The organism is Pseudomonas sp. LBUM1670 (assembly GCF_059695695.1).
This window is the reverse complement of record NZ_CP166783.1, coordinates 3,091,105-3,113,920: the sequence shown is the minus strand read 5'-3', so window position 1 is coordinate 3,113,920 and position 22,816 is coordinate 3,091,105. Positions and strand designations below refer to the sequence as shown.

General features: G+C 59.1%; 15 protein-coding genes and 2 riboswitches. Of the genes, 4 read left to right on the top strand and 11 right to left on the bottom strand.

The genetic code is table 11. The features are described 5' to 3' along the window. Positions 1 to 283: 283 nt before the first annotated feature. The 3 genes from ACA073_RS14040 to ACA073_RS14030 all read right to left on the bottom strand — a co-directional run bounded on the left by ACA073_RS14040 (position 284) and on the right by ACA073_RS14030 (position 3,529). A complete protein-coding gene (locus tag ACA073_RS14040) occupies positions 284 to 2,131 on the bottom strand; it encodes an amidohydrolase (RefSeq protein ID WP_497396969.1) in 1,848 nt (615 codons plus the stop codon). Positions 2,132 to 2,439: 308 nt separating this feature from the next. After that, positions 2,440 to 2,754, bottom strand: coding sequence for an SCP2 sterol-binding domain-containing protein (locus ACA073_RS14035; protein WP_008015934.1), 315 nt, complete (start codon positions 2,752 to 2,754; stop codon positions 2,440 to 2,442). A gap of 64 nt (positions 2,755 to 2,818) precedes the next feature. After that, on the bottom strand, positions 2,819 to 3,529 hold the full coding sequence (locus tag ACA073_RS14030; RefSeq protein ID WP_497396966.1) for a histidine phosphatase family protein: 711 nt from the start codon (positions 3,527 to 3,529) through the stop codon (positions 2,819 to 2,821). 202 nt (positions 3,530 to 3,731) lie between these two features. On the opposite strand from ACA073_RS14030, the gene sohB reads away from it, so the two are divergent. Both sohB and ACA073_RS14020 read left to right on the top strand, forming a co-directional pair. Then, positions 3,732 to 4,754, top strand: a complete 1,023-nt coding sequence (sohB, locus tag ACA073_RS14025) for a protease SohB (protein ID WP_497396964.1) — start codon at positions 3,732 to 3,734, stop codon at positions 4,752 to 4,754. A 293-nt stretch (positions 4,755 to 5,047) separates the two neighbouring features. After that, positions 5,048 to 8,908, top strand: coding sequence for a leucine-rich repeat domain-containing protein (locus ACA073_RS14020; protein ID WP_497396962.1), 3,861 nt, complete (start codon positions 5,048 to 5,050; stop codon positions 8,906 to 8,908). Positions 8,909 to 8,956: 48 nt separating this feature from the next. Here ACA073_RS14020 and ACA073_RS14015 read toward each other — a convergent pair whose 3' ends face one another. From ACA073_RS14015 to metH, 4 genes are all read right to left on the bottom strand, one after another. Next, positions 8,957 to 9,451 (bottom strand): DUF934 domain-containing protein, encoded by a 495-nt coding sequence (locus ACA073_RS14015; RefSeq protein ID WP_497396960.1) that lies wholly within the window; start codon positions 9,449 to 9,451, stop codon positions 8,957 to 8,959. Continuing rightward, complete coding sequence (locus ACA073_RS14010) at positions 9,435 to 11,093, bottom strand: nitrite/sulfite reductase (protein WP_497396958.1); 1,659 nt, start codon at positions 11,091 to 11,093, stop codon at positions 9,435 to 9,437. The genes ACA073_RS14015 and ACA073_RS14010 overlap by 17 nt, the downstream gene beginning before the upstream one ends. A gap of 613 nt (positions 11,094 to 11,706) precedes the next feature. Then, a complete protein-coding gene (locus ACA073_RS14005; protein ID WP_497396956.1) occupies positions 11,707 to 11,925 on the bottom strand; it encodes a DUF2970 domain-containing protein in 219 nt (72 codons plus the stop codon). 738 nt (positions 11,926 to 12,663) lie between these two features. Beyond that, entirely contained in the window at positions 12,664 to 16,374 is a 3,711-nt protein-coding gene (gene metH, locus ACA073_RS14000) for a methionine synthase (protein WP_497396954.1), read from the bottom strand. Positions 16,375 to 16,530: 156 nt separating this feature from the next. On the opposite strand from metH, the gene ACA073_RS13995 reads away from it, so the two are divergent. Continuing rightward, positions 16,531 to 18,828 carry a fatty acid cis/trans isomerase gene (locus tag ACA073_RS13995; protein ID WP_497396952.1) on the top strand — a complete coding sequence of 766 codons (2,298 nt, stop codon included), beginning with the start codon at positions 16,531 to 16,533 and terminating at the stop codon, positions 18,826 to 18,828. Between the two features lie 319 nt (positions 18,829 to 19,147). After that, on the top strand, positions 19,148 to 19,732 hold the full coding sequence (gene nfuA / locus ACA073_RS13990) for a Fe-S biogenesis protein NfuA (RefSeq protein ID WP_028621370.1): 585 nt from the start codon (positions 19,148 to 19,150) through the stop codon (positions 19,730 to 19,732). Positions 19,733 to 19,908: 176 nt separating this feature from the next. On the opposite strand, the gene cobM is transcribed toward nfuA, so the two are convergent. From cobM to ACA073_RS13970, 4 genes are all read right to left on the bottom strand, one after another. Continuing rightward, positions 19,909 to 20,655, bottom strand: coding sequence for a precorrin-4 C(11)-methyltransferase (gene cobM, locus ACA073_RS13985; RefSeq protein WP_497396950.1), 747 nt, complete (start codon positions 20,653 to 20,655; stop codon positions 19,909 to 19,911). A gap of 81 nt (positions 20,656 to 20,736) precedes the next feature. After that, entirely contained in the window at positions 20,737 to 21,150 is a 414-nt protein-coding gene (locus tag ACA073_RS13980) for a cobalamin biosynthesis protein (protein WP_497396948.1), read from the bottom strand. Further along, positions 21,147 to 21,851, bottom strand: a complete 705-nt coding sequence (locus ACA073_RS13975; RefSeq protein ID WP_497396946.1) for a CbtA family protein — start codon at positions 21,849 to 21,851, stop codon at positions 21,147 to 21,149. The genes ACA073_RS13980 and ACA073_RS13975 overlap by 4 nt, the downstream gene beginning before the upstream one ends. Before the next feature lie 11 nt (positions 21,852 to 21,862). Next, the gene (locus ACA073_RS13970; RefSeq protein ID WP_497396944.1) at positions 21,863 to 22,057 is read right to left on the bottom strand and encodes a CbtB domain-containing protein; all 195 of its coding nucleotides are present in this window, start codon (positions 22,055 to 22,057) and stop codon (positions 21,863 to 21,865) included. 120 nt (positions 22,058 to 22,177) lie between these two features. Beyond that, a riboswitch (cobalamin riboswitch) is annotated at positions 22,178 to 22,405 on the bottom strand. Between the two features lie 187 nt (positions 22,406 to 22,592). Further along, a riboswitch (cobalamin riboswitch) is annotated at positions 22,593 to 22,805 on the top strand. Positions 22,806 to 22,816 lie beyond the last annotated feature (11 nt).

Below are 22,816 nucleotides of genomic sequence, written 5' to 3'. Positions count from 1 at the left end.
GTTTCCAGTGGCTCTGGCTTTTGATCTTGATCTGCGCCGTCGGAAGGCCGAGCGCAGGGGGCGCCTATCGCAACAGCACCGCGAGGCGGCCTGCCAGCCGACCTGATTGCAGGTGTATGCGTTCCCCTGTGGGAGCTGGCTTGCCTGCGATGGACGCCAACGATAATGCGTGCTGTCTGAATGAACGCGTTGTCCAGAGGTTTTTCGCGAGCAGGCTCGCTCCCACAATGGTTTCGGGTACATCCGCAAGGCCAGGTCAGCCATCTGCCTACAGCGGTTCAATTCAAAACGCAAAACACGAACAGCCAAACGCTCCCCAGAACCCCTGAAAGTCACTGACCGGTGCCGAAGACAATCGCGCCCGATCATGGCCGTGAGCATGCACCGCGCAAGCCCCGACGCATTGATGAACCTGCGCCGTCATCGGCGCCAGCGGTTTCCAATGGCCGGGCACGTTAACCACCGGTGACCATTCCGGCACCACCGGCACGGGGGGCGGACCGAATTTCTCGAACTCGACGGCGCCATAGACGATCTTGCCATCGACAATCGTCAGCACCGACTCGATCCATTTCACCGCCTCATCCTCGATGTGGAAATAGTCCGCCGACAGTGCAATCAAATCCGCCAGTTGCCCGACCTTGATCTGGCCTTTCTTGCCTTGCTCGGAAGAAAACCAGGCACTGCCGTGGGTGAACAACTCCAGTGCGGTGTCACGGCTCAAGCCTTGCGGGTACAGAGCCAGACCACCAACGGTGCGCCCGCTGATCAGCCAATACATCGACGTCCAGGGGTTGTAGCTCGACACCCGCGTGGCATCGGTGCCGGCGCCAACGGGAACGCCTTCGGCAAGCATCCGTGCGATCGGTGGCGTGTGCTCGGCGGCCTTGGCGCCGTAGCGGTCGACAAAGTACTCGCCCTGAAACGCCATGCGATCCTGGATCGCGATCCCGCCGCCCAAGGCTTTGACCCGCTCGATGTTCTGCGGGGTAATGGTTTCGGCGTGATCGAAAAACCATGGCAAGCCGTCGAACGGAATGTCGCGATTGACCTTCTCGAACACATCAAGCATACGGCTGATGGATTCGTTGTAGGTGGCGTGCAGGCGGAATGGCCAGCGTTGCTCGACGAGATGGCGAACCACCGGCTCCAGGTCCTGTTCCATGGTTGGCGGCAGGTCCGGACGCGGCTCGAGAAAGTCTTCGAAATCCGCCGCCGAAAACACCAGCATTTCTCCGGCACCATTGTGCCGCAGGAAGTCGTCACCCTGACCGTAATGGGAGGTGCTGGTCCAGTTCTTGAAGTCGGTCAGCTCTTCCTTGGGTTTTTGGGTGAACAGATTGTAGGCGATGCGCACCGTGAGCTGTTGGTCCTTGGCCAGTTGCTGAATGACCTGATAGTCGTCCGGGTAATTCTGATAACCACCACCGGCGTCGATGGCGCTGGTGACACCGAGGCGATTGAGTTCGCGCATGAATTGCCGGGTCGAGTTGACTTGGTATTCCAGTGGCAGTTTCGGTCCCTTGGCCAGGGTCGAATAGAGAATCATCGCGTTGGGGCGGGCGATCAGCATGCCGGTCGGGTCGCCATTGGCGTCGCGCTGGATTTCACCGCCGGGCGGGTTCGGCGTGTCGCGGGTGTAGCCGACCACTTTCAATGCGGCGCGGTTGAGCAGGGCGCGGTCGTAGAGGTGCAGCACGAACACCGGCGTGTCCGGCGCCGCTTTATTCAGTTCATCAATCGTTGGCAGGCGTTTTTCGGCGAACTGGAATTCGTTCCAGCCACCGACGACCCGTACCCATTGCGGCGTGGGTGTGCGGTCGGCCTGATCCTTGAGCATGCGCAGGGCATCGACCAGCGACGGCACGCCTTCCCAGCGCAGTTCCAGGTTGTAATTCAAACCACCACGGATCAGGTGCAGGTGCGAGTCGTTGAGGCCGGGAATCACCGTGCGTCCGTGCAGGTCAATAATTTGCGTGGCGGGGCCTTGTAACGCCATGGCTTGAGCGTCGCTGCCAACCACCACGAAGCGTCCGTCCTTGATTGCGACGGCACTGGCCTGGGGTTTCTTGCGATCGACGGTGTGCAGGCGTCCGTTGTACAGAATGAGGTCGGCCGGAGTCTCTGGCATGGTTTTACTCCCTGCGAATAGAGGGCTGATCCAGGCACCGACGGCACCTGCCGAAAGGCCGTGCAAAACACGTCGGCGATTGAAACCGTTGTGCTCGTCAGGTGGGCTCATGGCAGTGCTCTCCGCTCGGTTCTTTCATAGAAGAAAAAGGGGATAGAACAGCCGATGTCTGACGCATGCGGCCAGAAGGAATATAGACCGCAAATCCGCAGGGGGCGGTTTTCCAAAGGTGAAAAACGACGAATCCCGCCACAAGGGGCGGGATTCGTGTGCAGCCAGAGAGGCTCCCGAGAGCGGGAGCCGTCGTCTTAGCTCGGGAACAGCTCGGACAGTTTCATGGCCAGCATCATGTCGCCTTCAGCGCGCAGTTTGCCGCCCATGAACGCTTGCATGCCGTCGGTCGAACCGTCAACGATGCCTTCCAGGGTTTCGCCGTCCATCACCAGAGTGACCTGGGCGTCAGGGTTCTCGCCTTCCTGCAGCTCGCAGGTGCTGTCTTTGACAATCAGCGAGAAGTTCTTGGTGTCGTCGATGCGGAAACCGAAAACCAGGTCCAGACCGGCAGCAGCGGCTGGGTTGAACTTGGCTTTCATTGCTTGTACGGCATCAGCTACGGAGGTCATGGTTCGATCCTTTCTTGGGTAATTAGAGCTGGGTGATTACAGCCAGGGTCACAATAGTCCGGACTCAGCGAAACGTGATGAGTTCCGGTGCTTTCAACAGTTGCAGGTGCGCATGATTGTTGAAAGAAGCCAGTGCCACCTCGCGACCACGAAACTTCAGTTGGTTGAGCGAGGTGTTGACGATTTGCCAGTTAAGTTCAAACGCCTGGCGGGCAGGCATTTGCGTAATCAGGTGGAGCAGGGCAGTAATGGTGCCGCCGGAGGTGAACACGGCGATTTTCTGGGTGTTGTCGGCGCTTTCGAGGATTCGGTGCAGACCGGCCTGCACCCGCTCGACAAAACCCAGCCAGCTTTCAAGGCCCGGCGTGTCATACGTACCGGCCAGCCAGCGCTCGATGATCAGCGCGAAAATACGCTGGAACTCGGCACGGTTTTGCGCGGCGTTGCGCAGGATCTCCAGCGCTTCGGGCTCGTCGTCGAGCATGGCCGGCAGCAGCGCGCGGATCACCGCATCGGCATCGAATTCATTGAAGGCGGAATCGGTTTCCACAGTCGGCACCGGCAGCCCCACAGCGGCGAACTGTTCCAGCGCGCTGCTGGCGGTATGTTGCTGGCGGCGCAGATCGCCCGAGAGGCAGCGATCAAAGCGGATACCCAGCCCGGCGAGGTGCTGGCCGAGGACTTCTGCCTGGCGAATACCGGTCGGTGACAGGACGTCATAGTCGTCTGCACCAAAGGAGGCCTGGCCATGTCGAATCAAATAGATACTGCCCACGTCCGCGTCATCCCGGTACGTTGAAGGTTTGGCGAGGTTATGAGGATGACGGTGAGCTGTCAATGAAAAAACATACGCTTGTTTGAAATGCTTGTTGCAGGCCAGTGCCAGAGGTTTCCCGGCTGGTCGCCGGGCTGGCGCATGGGTATGCTGATGTTATCCCGCGCGCGTTTTTGCCGCGCATTGTGCTGAAGGAGTCACTGTGGAGTTTTTGTCCGAGTACGCCAGTTTCCTGGCTAAAACCGTGACGCTGGTGATCGCCATTCTGGTGGTCCTGGCCAGTTTCGCGTCGTTGCGCAGTAAAGGTCGGCGCAAGTCCGCCGGCCAGTTGCAAGTCAGCAAACTCAATGATTTCTACAAAGGGCTGCGCGAACGCCTGGAGCAGACCTTGCTCGACAAGGACCAGCTCAAGGCCCTTCGCAAGGTCGAAGCTAAAATCGAGAAAAAGCAGAAGAAAAAACCCGAGGCCAAATCCCGGGTGTTCGTGCTGGATTTCGATGGCGACATCAAGGCCTCGGCCACTGAAAGCCTGCGCCACGAAATCACCGCGCTGCTGACCCTGGCCACGCCAAAGGATGAAGTGGTGCTGCGTCTGGAGAGCGGTGGCGGCATGGTTCACAGCTACGGCCTTGCGTCGTCGCAACTGGCGCGCATCCGTGACGCTGGCGTGCCACTGACGGTGTGCATCGACAAGGTCGCGGCCAGCGGCGGCTACATGATGGCGTGCATCGGCGAGAAGATCATCAGCGCGCCATTCGCCATCCTCGGCTCGATCGGTGTGGTGGCGCAGTTGCCAAACGTCAATCGCCTGCTGAGAAAGCACGACATCGATTTTGAAGTCCTCACCGCCGGCGAATACAAACGCACCCTGACCGTGTTTGGCGAAAACACCGAAAAGGGCCGCGAGAAATTTCAGGAAGACCTGGACGTCACCCATCAGTTGTTCAAGAACTTCGTTTCCCGCTATCGCCCGCAACTGGCCATCGACGAAGTGGCGACCGGCGAAATCTGGCTCGGCGTCGCCGCGCTGGACAAGCAATTGGTGGACGAACTCAAGACCAGCGACGAATACCTCGCCGAACGGGCGAAGAAGTCCGAGCTGTACCACTTGCACTACGCCGAACGCAAAAGCCTGCAGGAGCGCATCGGCATGGCGGCCAGCGGTTCGGTCGATCGCGTGTTGCTGACCTGGTGGAGCCGGTTGACGCAGCAACGCTTCTGGTAACGTGTAGGAGCGAGCTTGCTCGCGATGGACTTCAGGACGACGCGTGTATCCAGAGAATACGCGTTATCGTTGGCGTCCATCGCGAGCAAGCTCGCTCCTACGGGGCCTGGCTGGAATGTCTAATCGTCATGACCAATAAAAAACCGTGGACATTTCCACGGTTTTTTTTGGTCTGCAAAACGTCCGTCCGCCAGCAGCGAACTTTCCTTACGTTGCTGTCGATCACTCTGACGTTGCAGAGCGGCCGGATTGGGTAGGGTGGTGGTTCTGAATTGACTGCAAAGGAATGCATCATGAACACGGCACCCCCTCTACGAATGCGCGACGAACTGAAAGCGGCGGTGGACATCGCGCTTCCGCAAACCCCGGGCCAGTTTGGCGAGCAATTGATCAAGCAAAAGTGGGGTGCGGAAATCGATCCGCAGACCGCCTTGCTGGTGACCCTCGATTACGACTACAGGGGCCATGAAGCACAGAACGGCATTCACCAAGGCCAAGTGGGAAGTTCGCGCACGCTGGTGCAGACGCTGCTTTCCAACTACCAGACCGTTGGCGACGGGCGCTTCGGTGAAACAGCTTTTGGTTTATATACGCCGCCAGATGTCGGGCCAGCTGTTCGTCTTGTCGAAAACGTCGACGAATTCGCTGATCACGGCAGTGGCAATCACCGTACTTACGAAGGCATTTATCGACAGACAACCCCGCAAGCCTATGGACCCGATACACAAATCAACCTGCGTCCAGCCGACTTCAAGAAATGGGTCTGGGAGCTGGATTTGAAGTATTTGTATGAAAACTATCTGGACAAAGCCTGGCCGTCGGACGAGGTGCTGATGGCGTCCAGACCTTACGCATTGAGAACCTCGGCCAAGGCCGCTTTTGTCATGACCGCGTGGCTGCAACATCATGAGAACAGCTTGTCCAGAAAAGGCCTGGAGCTGGCGATGCGCGCGGCGGGGTTGCCTTCCGATCAAACCTGGGAAGGGCTGACTATTGGACAACTGCAAGCGTCGACGCGGCTGTCTGCCAGCGTCGAGGGGGGGCGTTTAAAGCTCTATCGATACACGGCAAGGGATGTCTGGTGTTACCGCGACCGATCCAGTGGCCGAGTGCTGCTGTACATTCCCGGCAACTCCTCACCGCTGCATGAGTTCGCCGACGGGAGCGAGCTTCGCCAATGGATAGTCGAGCAGGGTAAGGCTGCGGTAACGAAGCAGGCACTGGCTGCGCACTTCGCAGTTGAGGATCGCGAGGACGGAACCTTTCACGCCGGCGTGCTCACAGCGCTCGATGGCATGGCGATTTATCCGCGCCAGTATCACTTGACCAAAGAGTCCGGCTTCTTCAACAACGACGGCTATTGGGACCCCGCGGACTACATCGACGTCGACATTGCTTCTTCGAAGACTGATCCGTTTGCGCAGCTGGTTCTGACCATGAAGCAGGCGGCCATCGTCAGTAATCAAATCATCCGCGACGATGCTGATGTCAATCGCGCCAATTTGAGCGCCATCGTCGAGCCCATTGTCCAGTGGGTCAATCAGTTCGGCCCGCTGGCGCTGTTCGTTCCTGGAGGCGAGGGGTTATTGGTCCTTGCCGGACTGATCGACACCGGGTATGGCCTGGATCAGGCTGTTAACGGTGAAACCGCCAGCAAACGCTCGCAGGGTGTGACGCGAACCGTGTTCGGTTTGCTCAATGCACTGCCGCTGATACCAGCCGTTGGTTCGCTTGGCAAGGACGGGGCGGAGTTGGCTGAGCTGACCGATCTGGATCACGAAAGCGGCGGCTCAAGCCAGCCGATAAAGGAACCCGTTGCACCCCCAGCGCCCCTGCAACCGGAATTACCGCTGCCGACGCGGGTGGAGCTTTTGCGGGGAGTCGGTGCCCCGGCCGGTACTTTCACGGATGAGGTGCTGGCACAAATCGGCAAGGTCAGCGCCGTCGATAACGACATGCTTCGGCTGATGCAGGCCGGGCGCGCACCGACGCCTTTACTGGCCGATACGGTGGATCGTTTCAGGATTGATCAGGAAGTCGCAGCGTTGAGCGATCCGTCGACTGCGGCTGCTGAGTTCAACCGTCGATATCAGGCACTTCAGCAGTCGGAGCACGAATGGGTCCAGCTCTTTCAACGGACCTATCCCGATTTGCCCAAATCGGCCGTGGAGCAAATGCTCGATCGCTATGGCATCGATTTCAAGGCGACCCCCGACCCTGACCTTGCCAGGGAATTGTTCAAACAACTGGACAGAAAGGCCCGCCAATACCAGCAGCACGTGCGCCTCAATCGTGCCTATGAAGGTCTCTATCTTCGCTCAGTCACCAGTGCTGAATCGGACACACTGGCGCTGCATTCACTCGCAAACCTTCCTGGATGGCCCAAAGGACTGCGAATCGAAGTGCTCGACGGTTCGCTTGGCGGGCGGGTGCTGGATCATACCGGTCCAGTCACCTCACCTGATTGCCTGCGCCTGATCAAGGTCCAGGAGCGCTATCAGTCAGCTCCTGCTACCGCAGCGACAAATTTTTGCGCGGCGGTCGCCGAGGTCCTGTCCAAGGACGAACGTTCGGCCTTGCAACTGCTGTCCGCGGATACTGGCGCCGAGCTGAAGCTCAAAATCAGCGATCACGCGCTGTCTCGCACCGAGCTGGCTACCGGGCTGGACAGAATGAACTCACGACTCGCCTTTGATTCGCAGGGACTCAAGGGCGGCGTTTACCCGGACACAACTCAAGCCGAAGCGCTCACGCAGCCAGTGAAGAGGCTACTGCTCAGGGAAATCTATCCAGAGTTCACTGATGCTGAAGCCGATGCGGAGTTGGAGTCAGTGGGCATCAATTACATAGCCCATATGGATCGGTTGAAAGATCAACTTGAGCAGTTGTGCGTTGATATGAGCGACTGGATTGATCTGGTGGCGCACGACATTGACGATATGGGTGTACCTGTCCTGAACATCGGCGATCCCGGGGCAGCAGGTATGAATCCTGCGCAATTGGCAGCCCATAATGCAGGGCTGATACAAGATGCGATGACGCTTGAGAGGCAGACCAGAATTGAACTGGCCGACGAACTCATTTCCATCTGGCGAAAGCGTCCACCGCAGCCAAACAGCCATTATTCCGGCAACCATGTTGTGGGTGTCACGATGGACATGGAAGGAGAATTTTTCCACCGATTACCAGCGCTCAGCGTTCGACTGAACGATGTTGTCGGTTTGGAAATGGCGAGCTTTCAAATGAACGTCATTTCCAGCCTGGATGAATTTCTTGATGGCTTCCCCAATCTGCAAATGCTGGATCTTGAAGATGTTGACTTGCGGTTTCACATTGGTAATGCGTTCCAGGTCGGCGAATTGCCAGTCACGATTCCGAGTTTGAAGCGTCTCACTTCATTGAGCTTGCGTAACACCCACCTGAAATTGAGTGAGCTCAATGCCGGGAAGTTGAATGAACTGACTAATCTTCAACACTTGGACATGAGCGATAACCCATTGGGTGATCCGCCCTTGGTCATGAGCATGAACCAGCTGCGGTCTTTGAATTTGAACAACTCAAAGATCAAAATTTGCCCGGTCGGGATCATGGACCAACCGTATCTGACGCTGCTGGATTTGAGAGATAACCTGATCAGTCGAGTGCCGCAGGCGGTACTGAATCAGGCTATCGCCCGGGATCGAGTTCTGCTGTGGCATAACCCGATCACCGACGAGGACACCTTGCAGCGCCTGGTCACGCATCGCGAACAAACAGGCATCAACTTGTGGCTGAGCGCACCGGGCAATGACTATTCGAATCCGGCTGCCTGGTTGCACGGCATTGAACCCGCGCAAGAGAATGCCCGGTTACAGATATGGCAACGACTGGCACTCAGACAGCGCGGCGGACGATTTTTAGGGACTATCAATACCTTGACGCTCACCGCGGATTTTCAGGTCAATTATCTGGATCTTCAGACACGGGTATGGCGACTGCTGACTGAAGCAGACGCTTCGAATGAATTGTGGGGGCGATTGATTCAGGATGTGCCGTTACCAGCGGGTGCCTTCGACAACCCGTTTGCGGCGTTCACAACATTGGAGGACCGGGCGCGACTTTACGCCCACTGGGTGGCGTTGGGGCGGCCATTTCCGGCCGTAGGGCATCCCTAGCAACAGCCTGTGAGCCTTGAACCCCGCAAGGGGCTCAAGGCATAACAATCAACGGCGACGGAACAGCGGCAGCGGTTCGTCGGTGGCGGCCTGATAGGTCACCGAGAAGTCCTTGAGACCTTCAAGGGCTTCGTGCGGGTCTTTATCGGCGCGAATCGCAAATGCATCGAAACCACAGCGATGCAGGTAGAACAGCTGGTCGCGCAACACATCGCCAATCGCCCGCAGTTCGCCTTTGAAACCGTAACGGTCTCGCAGCAAACGGGCGTTGGAGTAATTGCGGCCATCGGTGAAGGCCGGGAAATTCAGGGCGATCACCTGGAAGTTTTCCACGTCGTCACCGATCTCTTCAGCTTCTTCGTCAGCGTCCAGCCAAACGCCCAGGCCGCCGTCGCGCGCCTTGAGCATACGGCCGTGTTCGCGCCACAGCGTCAGCGGCACGATCAGGTCGTCGCAGTTGCTGATCTCGTCGATGTTGAAGTCCTTGGGCAGCAAGTGCCAGGTTTCGTCGACGACTTCGTTGTTCTTAATGATTCGCTGCATAGACGCGTTCCTTGAAGAGGTCGATGCCAATACGTTGATAGGTGTCGATGAAGCGCTCGTCTTCGGTACGTTGTTCGATGTACACGTCGATCAGCTTTTCGATCACGTCAGGCATGGCTTCCTGGGCAAAGGACGGGCCGAGGATCTTGCCCAGGCTCGCATCGCGACTGGCGCTGCCGCCGAGGGACACCTGGTAGAACTCTTCGCCTTTCTTGTCCACCCCGAGGATGCCGATGTGGCCGACGTGGTGGTGACCGCAGGCGTTCATGCAACCGGAGATGTTCAGGTCCAGTTCACCGATGTCGAACAGGTAATCCAGGTCGTCGAAACGACGCTGGATCGATTCGGCGATCGGGATCGACTTGGCGTTGGCCAGCGAGCAGAAATCACCGCCAGGGCAGCAGATGATGTCGGTCAGCAAACCGACGTTCGGCGTGGCGAAACCTTGCTCGCGCAATTCGCCCCACATGGCGAACAGTTGGGACTGTTCAACGTCGGCCAGAATGATGTTCTGCTCGTGGGACGTGCGCAGTTGACCGAAGCTGTAACGATCGGCCAGGTCGGCCACGGCGTCGAGCTGCTTGTCGGTGATGTCGCCCGGCGCAACGCCGGTCGGTTTCAGGGACAGGGTCACGGCGACATAACCCGGCTTCTTGTGCGCCAGGGTATTGCGGGTGCGCCAGCGAGCGAAGCCCGGGTGTTGTTTGTCGAGTTCGGCCAGTTCGGCCGTCTGGTTGTCCAGCGCCTTGTAGTCCGGGTCAACGAAGTGTTTGGCAACGCGATGCACTTCGGCTTCGGTCAGCGTGGTCTGGCCTCCGCGAAGGTGTTCCATTTCCGCATCGACTTTCTGCGCGAAGACTTCAGGCGTCAGGGCCTTGACCAGAATCTTGATCCGCGCCTTGTACTTGTTGTCGCGACGGCCATAGCGGTTGTAAACACGCAGGATGGCGTCGAGGTAGCTCAACAGGTCTTGCCACGGCAGGAATTCATTGATGAACGCGCCGACCACCGGGGTACGGCCCAGTCCACCGCCGACCAGCACACGGAAGCCCAGTTCGCCCGCGGCGTTGTGCACCGGCTCAAGGCCGATGTCATGAACTTCGATGGCTGCACGGTCAGACGTCGAACCGTTGATGGCGATCTTGAACTTGCGCGGCAAATAGGCGAATTCCGGGTGGAACGTCGTCCATTGGCGAACGATCTCGCACCACGGGCGCGGGTCGATCAACTCGTCGGCAGCGACACCGGCGAACTGGTCGGTGGTGACGTTGCGCAGGCAGTTGCCGCTGGTCTGGATCGCGTGCATCTGCACGGTGGCCAGCTCTTGCAGGATGTCCGGGATGTCTTCCAGTGCCGGCCAGTTGAACTGCACGTTCTGGCGGGTACTGATGTGGGCATAGCCCTTGTCATAGTCGCGGGCAACCTTGGCCATCATTCGCGTCTGGCGCGAAGTCAGCTGGCCGTAAGGCACTGCTACCCGCAACATCGGCGCGAAGCGTTGGACATAGAGCCCGTTTTGCAGGCGCAGAGGGCGGAATTCTTCTTCGCTCAGCTCGCCTGCCAGATAGCGTCGGGTCTGATCACGGAACTGCTTGACGCGGTCCTCGATGATCCGCTGATCGTACTCGTCGTATACGTACATATAAGTCCTGTTCTCAGGCTTGGGCCGGTCGGATCCAGTTGCGTTTTTCGCCTGGAAAGTCTCCGATACTGCCTCGGCAATTCTGCGCGCACGGCCGCGCACTCCCAACGGAGCCGGGGCAAGATACCAGTTTGGAGTTATGCGCAAAAGTGATGTTTGAGTATATGTAAAGAACCAAAACGACTAACGAGAACCGTTATTGATAAACCCGTATTTGTCGCGCGGGCAATCCTCGTCTTTACTGTGGTCGAGTCTTTATGCAATCACCGATAAAACCGACAAGAGGCGATGCAATGAGCAACCCTACCAAAGCTTCAAAGCCTGACAGTACGGTCGATGCTTGGGCCATTCTGTTTCTGATCATTCTGGTTGTGGGCACCGCGGTATTCTGGGTCAGCCATCAGTAACCGACCCCGTCCGGGCCCGATTCTGACAACTGTTAGACAAAAACCGGAATAAGCGCCGTTTTACGGAGGTTCGCTGGCTAGAGTGCGCAGCGAATTTTCGGGGGCTCGGACGAACACTGCTGGAATTGCATGACCTTCCGTCGACTGTCGGCCAAGGGCCGGCCGACGTCCTGTCGCAATCCGTTCAACTTGCAAACCCTGATGCGCTAAACCCCTGCCAGCAGCATTACCAGTTGCACGATGCCGTAGAGCGTCAATGCGAACACGGTCGTGAACAGAATCCCCAGAATCACGAAATGACTGGGCTTGCCGTGAGTGAAATCCCGGGCCCGGTTCTTCCCGCTCTGCACCCCGAACGCCGCCGCCATGACGCTGTGCAGCATCTGCCAGAACGTGGGCGGCTTGTTGTCGACTGGATCGTCCATAAACTCCTCGGCACGGATGTGTGTGTGGTAAGCATAGACAATCAGCGACATGCACAAACCAAATGTGGGAGCGGGCTTGCTCGCGAAGGGGCCGTGTCAGTCGACATCAATGTCGTCTGATACACCGCTTTCGCGAGCAAGCCCGCTCCCACACTTGATCAGTATTGATCCGGATATTTGTGAGCGCCCCAAAACACCTGTGGGAGCGGGCTTGCTCGCGAAGGGGCTGTGTCAGTCGACATCATTGTCGTCTGATACACCGTTTTCGCGAGCAAGCCCGCTCCCACACTTGATCAGTATTGATCCGGATATTTGTGAGCGCCCCAAAACACCTGTGGGAGCGGGCTTGCTCGCGAAGGGGCCGTGTCAGTCGACATCAATGTCGTCTGATACACCGCTTTCGCGAGCAAGCCCGCTCCCACACTTGATCAGTATTGATCCGGATATTTGTGAACGCCCCAAAACACCTGTGGGAGCGGGCTTGCTCGCGAAGGGGCCGTGTCAGTCGACATCAATGTCGTCTGATACACCGTTTTCGCGAGCAAGCCCGCTCCCACACTTGATCAGTATTGATCCGGATATTTGTGAACGCCCCAAAACACCTGTGGGAGCGGGCTTGCTCGCGAAGGGGCTGTGTCAGTCGACATCATTGTCGTCTGATACACCGTTTTCGCGAGCAAGCCCGCTCCCACAGTTGGGGATCTCTGTTGGCCACAGGATTGTGGCCAGAGAGTGATTTTAGTTGTCGTAACCCAGGTTCGGTGCCAGCCAGCGTTCGGTCACGCTCAACTCTTGCCCTTTGCGCGACGTGTAGCTTTGCACCTGATCCTTGTCGACCTTGCCCACGGCAAAGTATTGCGCCTGCGGGTGAGCGAAGTACCAGCCGCTGACCGCCGCCGCCGGGAACATTGCGTAGTGCTCGGTGAGGAACACGCCGCTGCGGCCGGCCTGCATTTCGCGGGCTTCCGGGTCGAGCAAGGCAAACAGCGTGCTTTTCTCGGTGTGATCCGGGCACGCCGGGTAGCCCGGAGCAGGGCGGATGCCCGTGTATTGCTCTTTGATCAACGCCTCGTTGTCGAGCGTCTCGTCCTTGGCGTAACCCCAGTGCTCTTTACGCACCTGCTGGTGCAGCCACTCGGCGCAGGCCTCGGCCAGGCGGTCGGCCAAGGCCTTGACCATGATCGAGTTGTAGTCGTCGCCAGCGTCCTGATACGCCTTGGCCACTTCTTCGGCACCGATGCCGGCGGTGGTGATGAAGCCGCCCACGTAGTCGGTGATTTCACTGTCTTTCGGTGCCACGAAGTCGGCCAGGGAGAAATTCGGCTTGCCGTCGGTCTTGATGATTTGCTGACGCAGATGATGCAGCTTGGCCAATGGCTTGCCGTCATCGCCGTAGACTTCGATGTCGTCGTCGCGCACCTGATTGGCCGGCCAGAAACCGAACACCGCGCGGGCGCTGATCAGTTTCTCGTCGATCAGTTTGGCGAGCATTTCCTGGGCGTCTGCATACAGCGCGGTCGCAGCTTCACCGACCACTTCGTCTTCAAGGATGCGCGGGAACTTGCCGGCCAGGTCCCAGGAGATAAAGAACGGTGTCCAGTCGATGTATTCGGCGAGGACTTTCAGGTCGATGTTGTCCAGCACCTTCGACCCGGTGAAGGTTGGCTTGACCGGCTCGTAGGCGCTCCAGTCAAACTGTGGCTTCTTGGCGATGGCGGCCGGATAGCTCAGGCGTTCAGTGCGGGCGCTGCGGTTGGCGGTGCGCTCGCGAACGTCGATGTATTCCAGGCGGGTCTTCTCGACGAACGCCGGTTTCAATTCCTTGGACAGCAATTGCGTCGCCACACCGACGGCGCGGGAGGCGTCGGTGACGTAGATCACCGCGTCGTTGCTGTACTTCGGTTCGATCTTCACTGCCGTGTGCGCCTTGGAGGTGGTCGCGCCACCGATCATCAACGGCAGGTAAAAGTCCTGACGCTGCATCTCGCGGGCGACGTGGACCATTTCATCCAGCGAAGGCGTGATCAGCCCGGACAGGCCGATGATGTCGCACTTCTGCTCCTTGGCCACTTGCAGGATCTTCTCTGCCGGCACCATCACGCCGAGGTCGACGATGTCGTAGCCGTTGCAGCCCAGCACCACGCCAACGATGTTCTTGCCGATGTCGTGCACGTCGCCTTTCACCGTGGCCATCAGGATCTTGCCCTTGGCTTCCGGCTTGTCGCCTTTTTCCAGTTCAATGAACGGGATCAGGTGCGCCACGGCCTGCTTCATTACGCGGGCGGATTTCACCACCTGCGGCAGGAACATTTTGCCGGCGCCGAACAGGTCACCCACGATGTTCATGCCCGACATCAGCGGGCCTTCGATCACTTCGATCGGACGCGCGAAGGACTGGCGGGATTCTTCGGTGTCTTCGACGATGTGCGTGGTGATGCCCTTGACCAGTGCGTGTTCCAGACGTCTGTTGACGTCCCAGCCGCGCCACTCTTCGGTCTCGGCTTCCTTGACGCTGCCGTCGCCCTTGTACTTGTCGGCGATGGCGAGGAGGGCGTCGGTGCCTTCCGGGGTGCGGTTGAGGATCACGTCTTCGACGGCGTCGCGCAACTCGACCGGGATCTGGTCGTAGATCTCCAGTTGGCCAGCGTTGACGATACCCATGGTCAAGCCGTTGCGGATCGCATACAGCAGGAACACCGAGTGAATCGCCTCACGCACCGGGTTGTTGCCACGGAACGAGAACGACACGTTGGACACGCCGCCCGAGGTCAGCGCATACGGCAGCTCGTCACGGATGTAGGCACAGGCGTTGATGAAGTCCACGGCGTAGTTGTTGTGTTCTTCGATACCGGTGGCCACGGCAAAGATGTTCGGGTCAAAGATGATGTCTTCCGGCGGGAAGCCGACTTCGTTGACCAGAATGTCGTAGGAGCGTTTGCAGATTTCTTTCTTGCGCGCTTCGGTGTCGGCCTGACCGGCTTCATCGAAGGCCATCACGACCACTGCGGCGCCGTAGCGCTTGCACAGTTTGGCGTGATGAATGAACTGCTCGACGCCTTCTTTCATGCTGATCGAGTTGACGATGCCCTTGCCCTGAATGCATTTCAGACCGGCTTCGATCACTTCCCACTTCGAGGAGTCGATCATGATCGGCACGCGGGAGATATCCGGCTCGCCGGCAATCAGATTGAGGAAGGTCACCATGGCCTTCTTCGAATCGAGCATCCCTTCGTCCATGTTGATGTCGATCACCTGGGCGCCGGCTTCGACCTGTTGCAGGGCGACTTCCAGGGCTTCGGTGTAGTTGTCTTCACGGATCAGGCGGGCGAATTTGGCCGAACCGGTGATGTTGGTGCGTTCGCCGACGTTGACGAACAACGAGCTGCGATCAATGGTGAACGGCTCCAGACCGGAGAGGCGGCAGGCCTTCGGAATGTCCGGAATTTCACGTGGCGCATAACCGGCCACGGCTTTGGCGATGGCTTCGATGTGGCCCGGCGTGGTGCCGCAGCAGCCGCCAACAATGTTGAGGAAGCCACTTTGGGCGAACTCTTCGATGACCTTGGCGGTTTCCGCCGGCAGTTCGTCGTACTCGCCGAACTCGTTCGGCAGGCCGGCGTTCGGGTGCGCCGATACGTGGGTGCTGGCCTTGTTCGACAGCTCTTCCAGATACGGGCGCAGTTCGCTGGCGCCAAGGGCGCAGTTCAGACCGACCGAAATCGGCTTGGCGTGGGCCACGGAGTTCCAGAACGCTTCGGTGGTTTGGCCCGACAAGGTACGGCCGGAGGCGTCGGTGATGGTGCCGGAAATCATGATCGGCAGTTCGATGCCCAGCTCTTCGAACACCCCTTGCACGGCGAAGATCGCGGCTTTGGCGTTCAGGGTGTCGAAAATGGTTTCGATCAGGATCAGGTCGGCGCCGCCTTCGATCAGGCCTTGGGTGGCCTCGGTGTAGTTCTCCACCAGTTCATCGAAGGTCACGTTGCGGTAGCCGGGGTTGTTGACGTCCGGCGACAGCGAGCAGGTGCGGCTGGTCGGGCCGAGCACGCCGGCGACGAAGCGCGGCTTGTCCGGGTTCTCGAGGGTTTTCGCGTCGGCGATCTTGCGCGCCAGGCGAGCGCCTTCTACGTTCAGTTCGTAGGCCAGTTCTTCCATGCCGTAATCGGCCATGGAAATCCGGGTGGCGTTGAAGGTGTTGGTTTCCAGAATGTCAGCGCCGGCATCCAGGTAGGCTTTTTCGATACCACCGATCACGTCCGGGCGCGTCAGCACCAACAGGTCGTTGTTGCCTTTGACATCGCTTGCCCAGTCGGCAAAGCGCTTGCCACGATAATCCTGCTCTTCGAGCTTGTAGCTCTGGATCATCGTGCCCATGCCGCCATCGAGAATCAGAATGCGCTCTTTGAGGGCGTGCTTGAGGGCTTGAAGGCGAACACTGCGATCGGACATTGGGACTACTCGGAAAGACCATGACGAAGGGCCGGGATCATAGCAAACCTGTGCGCTTTTAGAGCATGTGCGGTTTTTTCATGAATATCGCTCATGTTGATGTGGGCGCTGTCCCGGTAGAATCGCGGCGTTTTTTCAGGGATCGGGAACAGGGACATGTCGTATCGCGTCGTCATCGGCAGTGTATTGCTGTTTTTAAGCTGGGGCGCCGTAGCGCAGGATCCGGCGATTTCTGCTGCCATTTCCTACAGCCGCGACATCCAACCGATCTTCACCGAAAAGTGCGTGGCCTGCCATGCCTGCAATGACTCCGCCTGTCAGCTCAATCTGGGCAGCGGCGAGGGGGCTGCGCGCGGCGCGTCGAAAGTCCCGGTCTACGACGGCGAACGCAGTCAGGCGGCCGCGCCGACCCGGTTGTTTTATGACGCTTTCGGCAAGCACGCCTGGCAGCAAAAGGGCTTCTATCCGGTGCTCGACGCTCAGGGCAGCCAGGCCGCGCTGATGGCGCGGATGCTGGAACTGGGTCACACAACGCCGATGACGCCCAACGCCAAATTGCCGGAAGACATCGTCCTCGGTCTGAACCGGGAAAACATGTGCGCGATGCCGGCCGAGTTCGACGGTTACGCCAGCGCGCATCCGAAGGAAGGCATGCCGCTGGCGGTTACCGGCCTGACCGATCAGCAGTACCAGACGCTGCAACGCTGGCTGGCCTCGGGTGCGCCGATCGACGAGCAAGGTCTGCTGCCGTCCGCGAAAGAAGCCTTGCAAGTGGTGCAGTGGGAAAACCTGCTCAACTCGCCGGGCGCCCGCCAGAGCCTGGTGGGGCGCTGGTTGTTTGAGCACTGGTTCCTCGCCCACATTTACTTCAAGGAGGGCGAGCCGGGGCATTTCTTTCAGTGGGTGCGTTCGCGCACGCCCAGCGGCCAGCCGATTGACCTGATCAACACGCGCCGCCCGAATGACGATCCGGGTACGCAGGTGTATTACCGCTTGTGGCCGGTGCAGGGCGTGATCGTGCAGAAGACCCACATCACCTATCCGCTGAGCGCGGCGAAGATGGCGCGGATCAAAAGCCTGTTCTACAACGGTAAATGGCAGGTCAACGCCTTGCCGGGTTACGGGCCGGAACGCCGGGCCAATCCGTTTGCCACGTTCGAGGCGATCCCGGCGCAGGCGCGCTATCAGTTCATGCTCGATAACGCCGAGTACTTTGTGCGCACGTTTATCCGCGGGCCGGTGTGTCGTGGCCAGATTGCCACCGACGTGATCCGCGATAATTTCTGGGCGCTGTTTCAGGCGCCCGAACACGACCTCTACATCATCGACCCCAATTACCGCGGTCAGGCCACGCCACTGCTGGCGATGCCGGGGCAGAACGACGATGTCGGCAGTGTGCTGAGCCTGTGGCATGACTACCGCGACAAGCGCAACAAGTACGAGGCGCTGCGCCGCGACTACTACGCCGATTCACCCGCGCCGGGCTGGTCGACCTTGTGGGCAGGCAACGACAACGCGCTGCTGAGCATTTTCCGGCACTTCGACAGTGCCTCGGTGAACAAGGGCCTGATCGGCGATGTGCCGCAAACGATGTGGCTGTTCGATTTTCCGCTGTTGGAGCGCACGTACTATCAGTTGGCGGTCAACTTCGACGTGTTCGGCAACGTCTCCCATCAGGCTCAGACGCGTCTGTATTTCGACCTGATTCGCAACGGCGCCGAACAGAACTTCCTGCGCCTGATGCCCGCCGATTCCCGGGACGGCTATCTCGACGATTGGTATCAGAGCAGCGGCAAATTCAAGATGTGGCTCGACTATGAAGCCATCGACAACGACAAACCGACGGCGCTGAAACTCGACGAGAAAGACCCGAAGCGCGATTTTGCGATGCAGTTACTGACTCGTTACGGTGAACTCAATGCCAAGCCCGACCCGATCAACCGCTGCGATGGCGCTTATTGCTCGCGGCCGAACATTGATTCTGCATTGCAAAGTGCCGAGCAAGCGCTCAGCCGCCTGACCTCGCGTCCTGCCGCCGGGCTGAAAGTCATCGATCAGTTGCCGGAAGCAACCATGCTGCGTATCGAAACGGCGAGCGGCAAGCGTGAGGTTTACAGCCTGTTGCGCAACCGCGCGCACAGCAACGTGGCGTTCCTGCTGGGCGAGTCGCTGCGTTACCAACCGGGGCTCGACACGCTCACCCTATTCCCGGGCGTACTCAGCAGCTATCCGAACTTCATGTTCAACATTCCCGCCGAGCAGGTGCCAGCGTTTGTGGAGGCGATGGAAAATGCCAGGGACACCAACCGTTTCGAGAAAATCGTTGAACGCTGGGGGATTCGTCGTAGCCATCCGCAGTTCTGGTTTTACTTCCATGACCTGAGCCAGTACGTCCACGAAACCGACCCGGTGGAAGAGGGCGTGCTGGACATGAACCGCTACGAGAATCTTTGATCGACTTTTGATGGTGGGCCGGTGTCGGATCGGTAAGGCACCGCTGAACCAATGTGGGAGCGGGCTTGCTCGCGAAGGCGGTGTGTCATGGACATCGCTATTGCCTGACACACCGCCTTCGCGAGCAAGCCCGCTCCCACAGGGGACGTGATGTTCGCCGTTTGCGTCGCAACCAAAAAGCAGCTATCGGTGGCTTGACGCGCGGAATGACGGCCAATCGCCGCCTCGTGTCGAACCGGCGCTTTCCCGACAAAAATACTAGGACTTTGTACGGCGCGATGATTGGCGTAAACTGCGCCCAAGCCTGCGAGGAGTTTCCATGACCGCTATTACCATTACCGACGCCGCCCACGATTACCTGGCTGATCTGCTCTCCAAGCAGAACACCCCGGGCATCGGCATCCGCGTCTTCATCACCCAGCCTGGCACTCAGTACGCCGAAACCTGCATTGCCTACTGCAAGCCGGGCGAAGAAAAACCCGAAGACACTGCGCTGGGGCTGAAAAGCTTCACTGCTTATATCGACTCGTTCAGCGAAGCTTTCCTGGACGACGCGGTTGTCGACTACGCCACCGACCGCATGGGCGGCCAACTGACCATCAAGGCGCCAAACGCCAAAGTCCCGATGGTCAACGCCGACAGCCCGGTCAACGAGCGCATCAACTACTACCTGCAAACCGAGATCAACCCGGGGCTCGCCAGTCACGGCGGTCAGGTCAGCCTGATCGACGTGGTCGACGACGGTATCGCCGTGTTGAAGTTCGGCGGCGGTTGCCAGGGCTGCGGCCAGGCGGACGTCACCCTGCGTGAAGGCATCGAGCGCACCTTGCTTGAGCGCATCCCCGAGCTCAAGGGTGTTCGTGACGTGACCGACCATACGCAGAAAGAAAACGCCTACTACTAAGTAAGGTGTTCGCTGCAAAAATGAAAAAACGGCGCCCCGTGAGTGCCGTTTTTTTATGGATAAATTTCACTGGCGCCTTCGCGAGCAAGCCCGCTCTCACAGTGGATCGTTGTCGAACACAAAATCTGTGCGCGCAGGAGATCCAATGTGGGAGCGGGCTTGCTCGCGAAGGGGTCCTATGGTCTATAGAGATGCGCATGCCCTGCGCGATACAACGATGACTCACTGAAGTGATCGCTACCCAACACCCGACCCACCAGAATCAACGCCGTACGCCGAAACCCCTTCGCCTCAACCTTCCCGGCAATATCCGCAATCGTTCCCACCACCCAATCCTGATCCGGCCATGTCGCCCGGTGGATCACCGCAATCGGACAGTCCGCGCCGTAATGCGGCAACAATTCAACCAGGATTTTCTCCAGATGATTGACCCCAAGGTGAATCGCCATGGTCGCTCCATGCTGCGCCAGACTCCCCAGTTCTTCACCGGCGGGCATCGCAGTCTTGTCGGCGTAGCGGGTCAAAATCACGCTCTGTGACACGTCCGGCAACGTCAACTCCGCGCCCAAAAGCGCCGCACAGGCCGCCGTGGCGGTGACACCGGGAATGATTTCAAAGGGAATGTCGAGTTCACGCAGGTAGCGAATCTGCTCGCCAATCGCGCCATACAGACCCGGGTCGCCGGAATGCACCCGCGCCACATCCTGGCCATTGGCATGGGCGGTCTTGATCAGTTCGATGATCTGTTCCAGGTGCAGTTCGGCGCTGTTGACCACCTGTCCGGCGCTATGGCCTTCCAGCACCGCGGCGGGCACCAGGGAACCGGCGTAGATGATCACCGGGCAACTGCGGATTAGGCGCTGGCCTTTGACGGTGATCAGTTCCGGGTCGCCGGGACCTGCGCCAATGAAGTAGACGGTCATCGTCGTTTCCTGTCAGAAAAAGGTCTGGGCAAGGCTTCAGATGAAGATTGCTCATGATCGAAGGCGGGATTATCGAGGATTTTACGCAGTGCCGGCCAATGCCAGGGTGGCCTGGGCGTATTTTTGTCGCAAGATCAGCAGTTTTGCCGGTGCCTGAGCCAGTTGTTCAGCGAGGGCGAGGGCGGCACTTTCTGCTACGCCATAGCAGCCGGTGCGTTCAAAAGCGATGTCTGAGCGGTGGCTGAGTCGCGATTGATAGCCGGCCAGTTGTTCGCTGCTGAAGTACATCAAGGGCAGCGAGAGTTGTGCGGCGAGCTCGATCAGAGCAGGTTCGTCGCGCTTCAAGTCGATGCTGGCCAGGGCCTTGATCTGGTGAAGTCCGATTTGATGCGCCTGTAACGCCTGATCGAGTAATGCCCGCAGTGTGCTGACGGGGCAGCCGCGCTGGCAGCCCAGGCCGACCACTAACGTCGGCGCTGTGCCAGTGTCTGTCATGCGTGGTATTGGCCATCGCTTTTGCGGCGGAACAACCAGGCGCTGATCAGGCCCAGGGCCAGCCAGAACGCCACGTTGGTCAGCTGCGAAGCGATTTTGAACTGCGTTTCCAGGGCTTCCGGCGCGAGCATCGAGTGCACTTCCGGTTGCGGTGCGCCGATGACGTGAGGAACGGCGAGAATCGCCACGCCCAGGATCTTCATCAGCCAGTGACGGCTGAACACGATCAGCGCGATGCCGACAGCGGTGGACGCTGCAGTGCTGATCCACCAGATTTGCCGTTGTGCCAGATCCGCCGCGGCAGTGCCGGGCAATTCAGGCGGCAGGCCGAGGGTCGGTGCCAGCACGAACGTCGCGTAACCGGCCAGGCCCCAAAGCAGGCCCTGGGAGGTTTTGGTCGGCGCACGCAAGGTGTAGAGGCCGGCGAGCATCAGCGCGAAACCCACTGCAACCACCAGGTTGCCGCCCGTCGTCGACAGCACGCGCTGCCAGCCGTCTTCAGGTTCCCAGGCTTCGGCATCGTGGGAATGAGCGGCGGCACCGGCGGCATGTTCGTGAACCTCAACAACAGCCGGTTCGGATTTTTCGTAGGTTTCCGCCTGCAGAATCAGCGGAGCGACCCAGAAGCTTTGCAGCAGGGTCAGCAGCAGGGCGGCCAGCAGCCCGGTAAAGCCTGCGGTTTGCGCGATACGCTTGATCATGTCGGCAGGTCTCAATGGCACGGGAACGCGGAGCTGTGACGGGTATCGTGTGCGGCGTTGTGCACCGCTTCGATGTGCGAGAAACCGGCGAAATACACAAGGCACGCGCCCAGGATCGACGCACAGACGGCGACGGTCAGGCGTTGAGTCAGGGTTGAAGTGGTGGTGCTGGCGGATGTGTGGCCGGTGCTGCTGATGATCGACATGGCGCTTCCCTCTGGTCTGTCAGCGGGTGAATAGAGCGCATGGAAGAGCCCTGCGAATCGGGCTCGCAGAGATTCAAACAGCGCCCGCCCACCGCGGGTTTGTTATTCAGTGAACGTAATCGTCACTTTGTGTTGCGGGCCGGTCTCCGGGCTCGCGAGGGGCTTGGGCGTCAGCCGAAACCTGCAAGCGTCACCTTCCCATGCCGAACTGCTGGCACAGTGGATCTGACGCTTCGCTCGCTTACCGTTGCGGGGGCAGCACCGGACTGACATGGCTTTGAGTAAAGCACATGATTCACCGGTTTCCCGTTTCACCCTGTGAAGGGCACCCGTAACAAGGCGTGTAGGAGAGCATGGGCGGGGGTTGGGCGTCAATTGGCAGGCGTTCTCATCTCGAGACCGAGGCGCCTTCATCGCGAGCAAGCCCGCTCCCACATTGGAACGCGATCAACTGTGGGAACGGGCTTGCTCGCGAAGGCGTCGTCTCAGGCACCACAGAACTCAGCGTGGACATTGACCCGCCCCAAGACGATGCGTAGCCTTGCGCTTTCGAGGTTCTTCGGCGTTTGCCGAAGCTAAGAAGGGAACGCGGTCAATGCCGCGGCTGCCCCCGCAACTGTGAACGGTGATGTTCGCTGCCACGCCACTGCACGCTCCAGCCCTGGAGCCCGCGGGAAGGCGCAGCAAACGCCAGTCTAGCGACAGGCACACCGCCAGCCAGGAGACCTGCCTCGACACGAATTCTCACTACAACCGGGC

Excerpts from the sequence above, each read along its gene's own strand:
- ACA073_RS14040 (WP_497396969.1), bottom strand. The coding sequence starts at position 2,131 with ATGCCAGAGACTCCGGCCGACCTCATTCTGTACAACGGACGCCTGCAC.
- ACA073_RS14035 (WP_008015934.1), bottom strand. The coding sequence starts at position 2,754 with ATGACCTCCGTAGCTGATGCCGTACAAGCAATGAAAGCCAAGTTCAAC.
- ACA073_RS14020 (WP_497396962.1), top strand. The coding sequence starts at position 5,048 with ATGAACACGGCACCCCCTCTACGAATGCGCGACGAACTGAAAGCGGCG.
- ACA073_RS14015 (WP_497396960.1), bottom strand. The coding sequence starts at position 9,451 with ATGCAGCGAATCATTAAGAACAACGAAGTCGTCGACGAAACCTGGCAC.
- ACA073_RS14010 (WP_497396958.1), bottom strand. The coding sequence starts at position 11,093 with ATGTACGTATACGACGAGTACGATCAGCGGATCATCGAGGACCGCGTC.
- ACA073_RS14005 (WP_497396956.1), bottom strand. The coding sequence starts at position 11,925 with ATGGACGATCCAGTCGACAACAAGCCGCCCACGTTCTGGCAGATGCTG.
- metH (WP_497396954.1), bottom strand. The coding sequence starts at position 16,374 with ATGTCCGATCGCAGTGTTCGCCTTCAAGCCCTCAAGCACGCCCTCAAA.
- ACA073_RS13995 (WP_497396952.1), top strand. The coding sequence starts at position 16,531 with ATGTCGTATCGCGTCGTCATCGGCAGTGTATTGCTGTTTTTAAGCTGG.
- nfuA (WP_028621370.1), top strand. The coding sequence starts at position 19,148 with ATGACCGCTATTACCATTACCGACGCCGCCCACGATTACCTGGCTGAT.
- cobM (WP_497396950.1), bottom strand. The coding sequence starts at position 20,655 with ATGACCGTCTACTTCATTGGCGCAGGTCCCGGCGACCCGGAACTGATC.
- ACA073_RS13980 (WP_497396948.1), bottom strand. The coding sequence starts at position 21,150 with ATGACAGACACTGGCACAGCGCCGACGTTAGTGGTCGGCCTGGGCTGC.
- ACA073_RS13975 (WP_497396946.1), bottom strand. The coding sequence starts at position 21,851 with ATGATCAAGCGTATCGCGCAAACCGCAGGCTTTACCGGGCTGCTGGCC.
- ACA073_RS13970 (WP_497396944.1), bottom strand. The coding sequence starts at position 22,057 with ATGTCGATCATCAGCAGCACCGGCCACACATCCGCCAGCACCACCACT.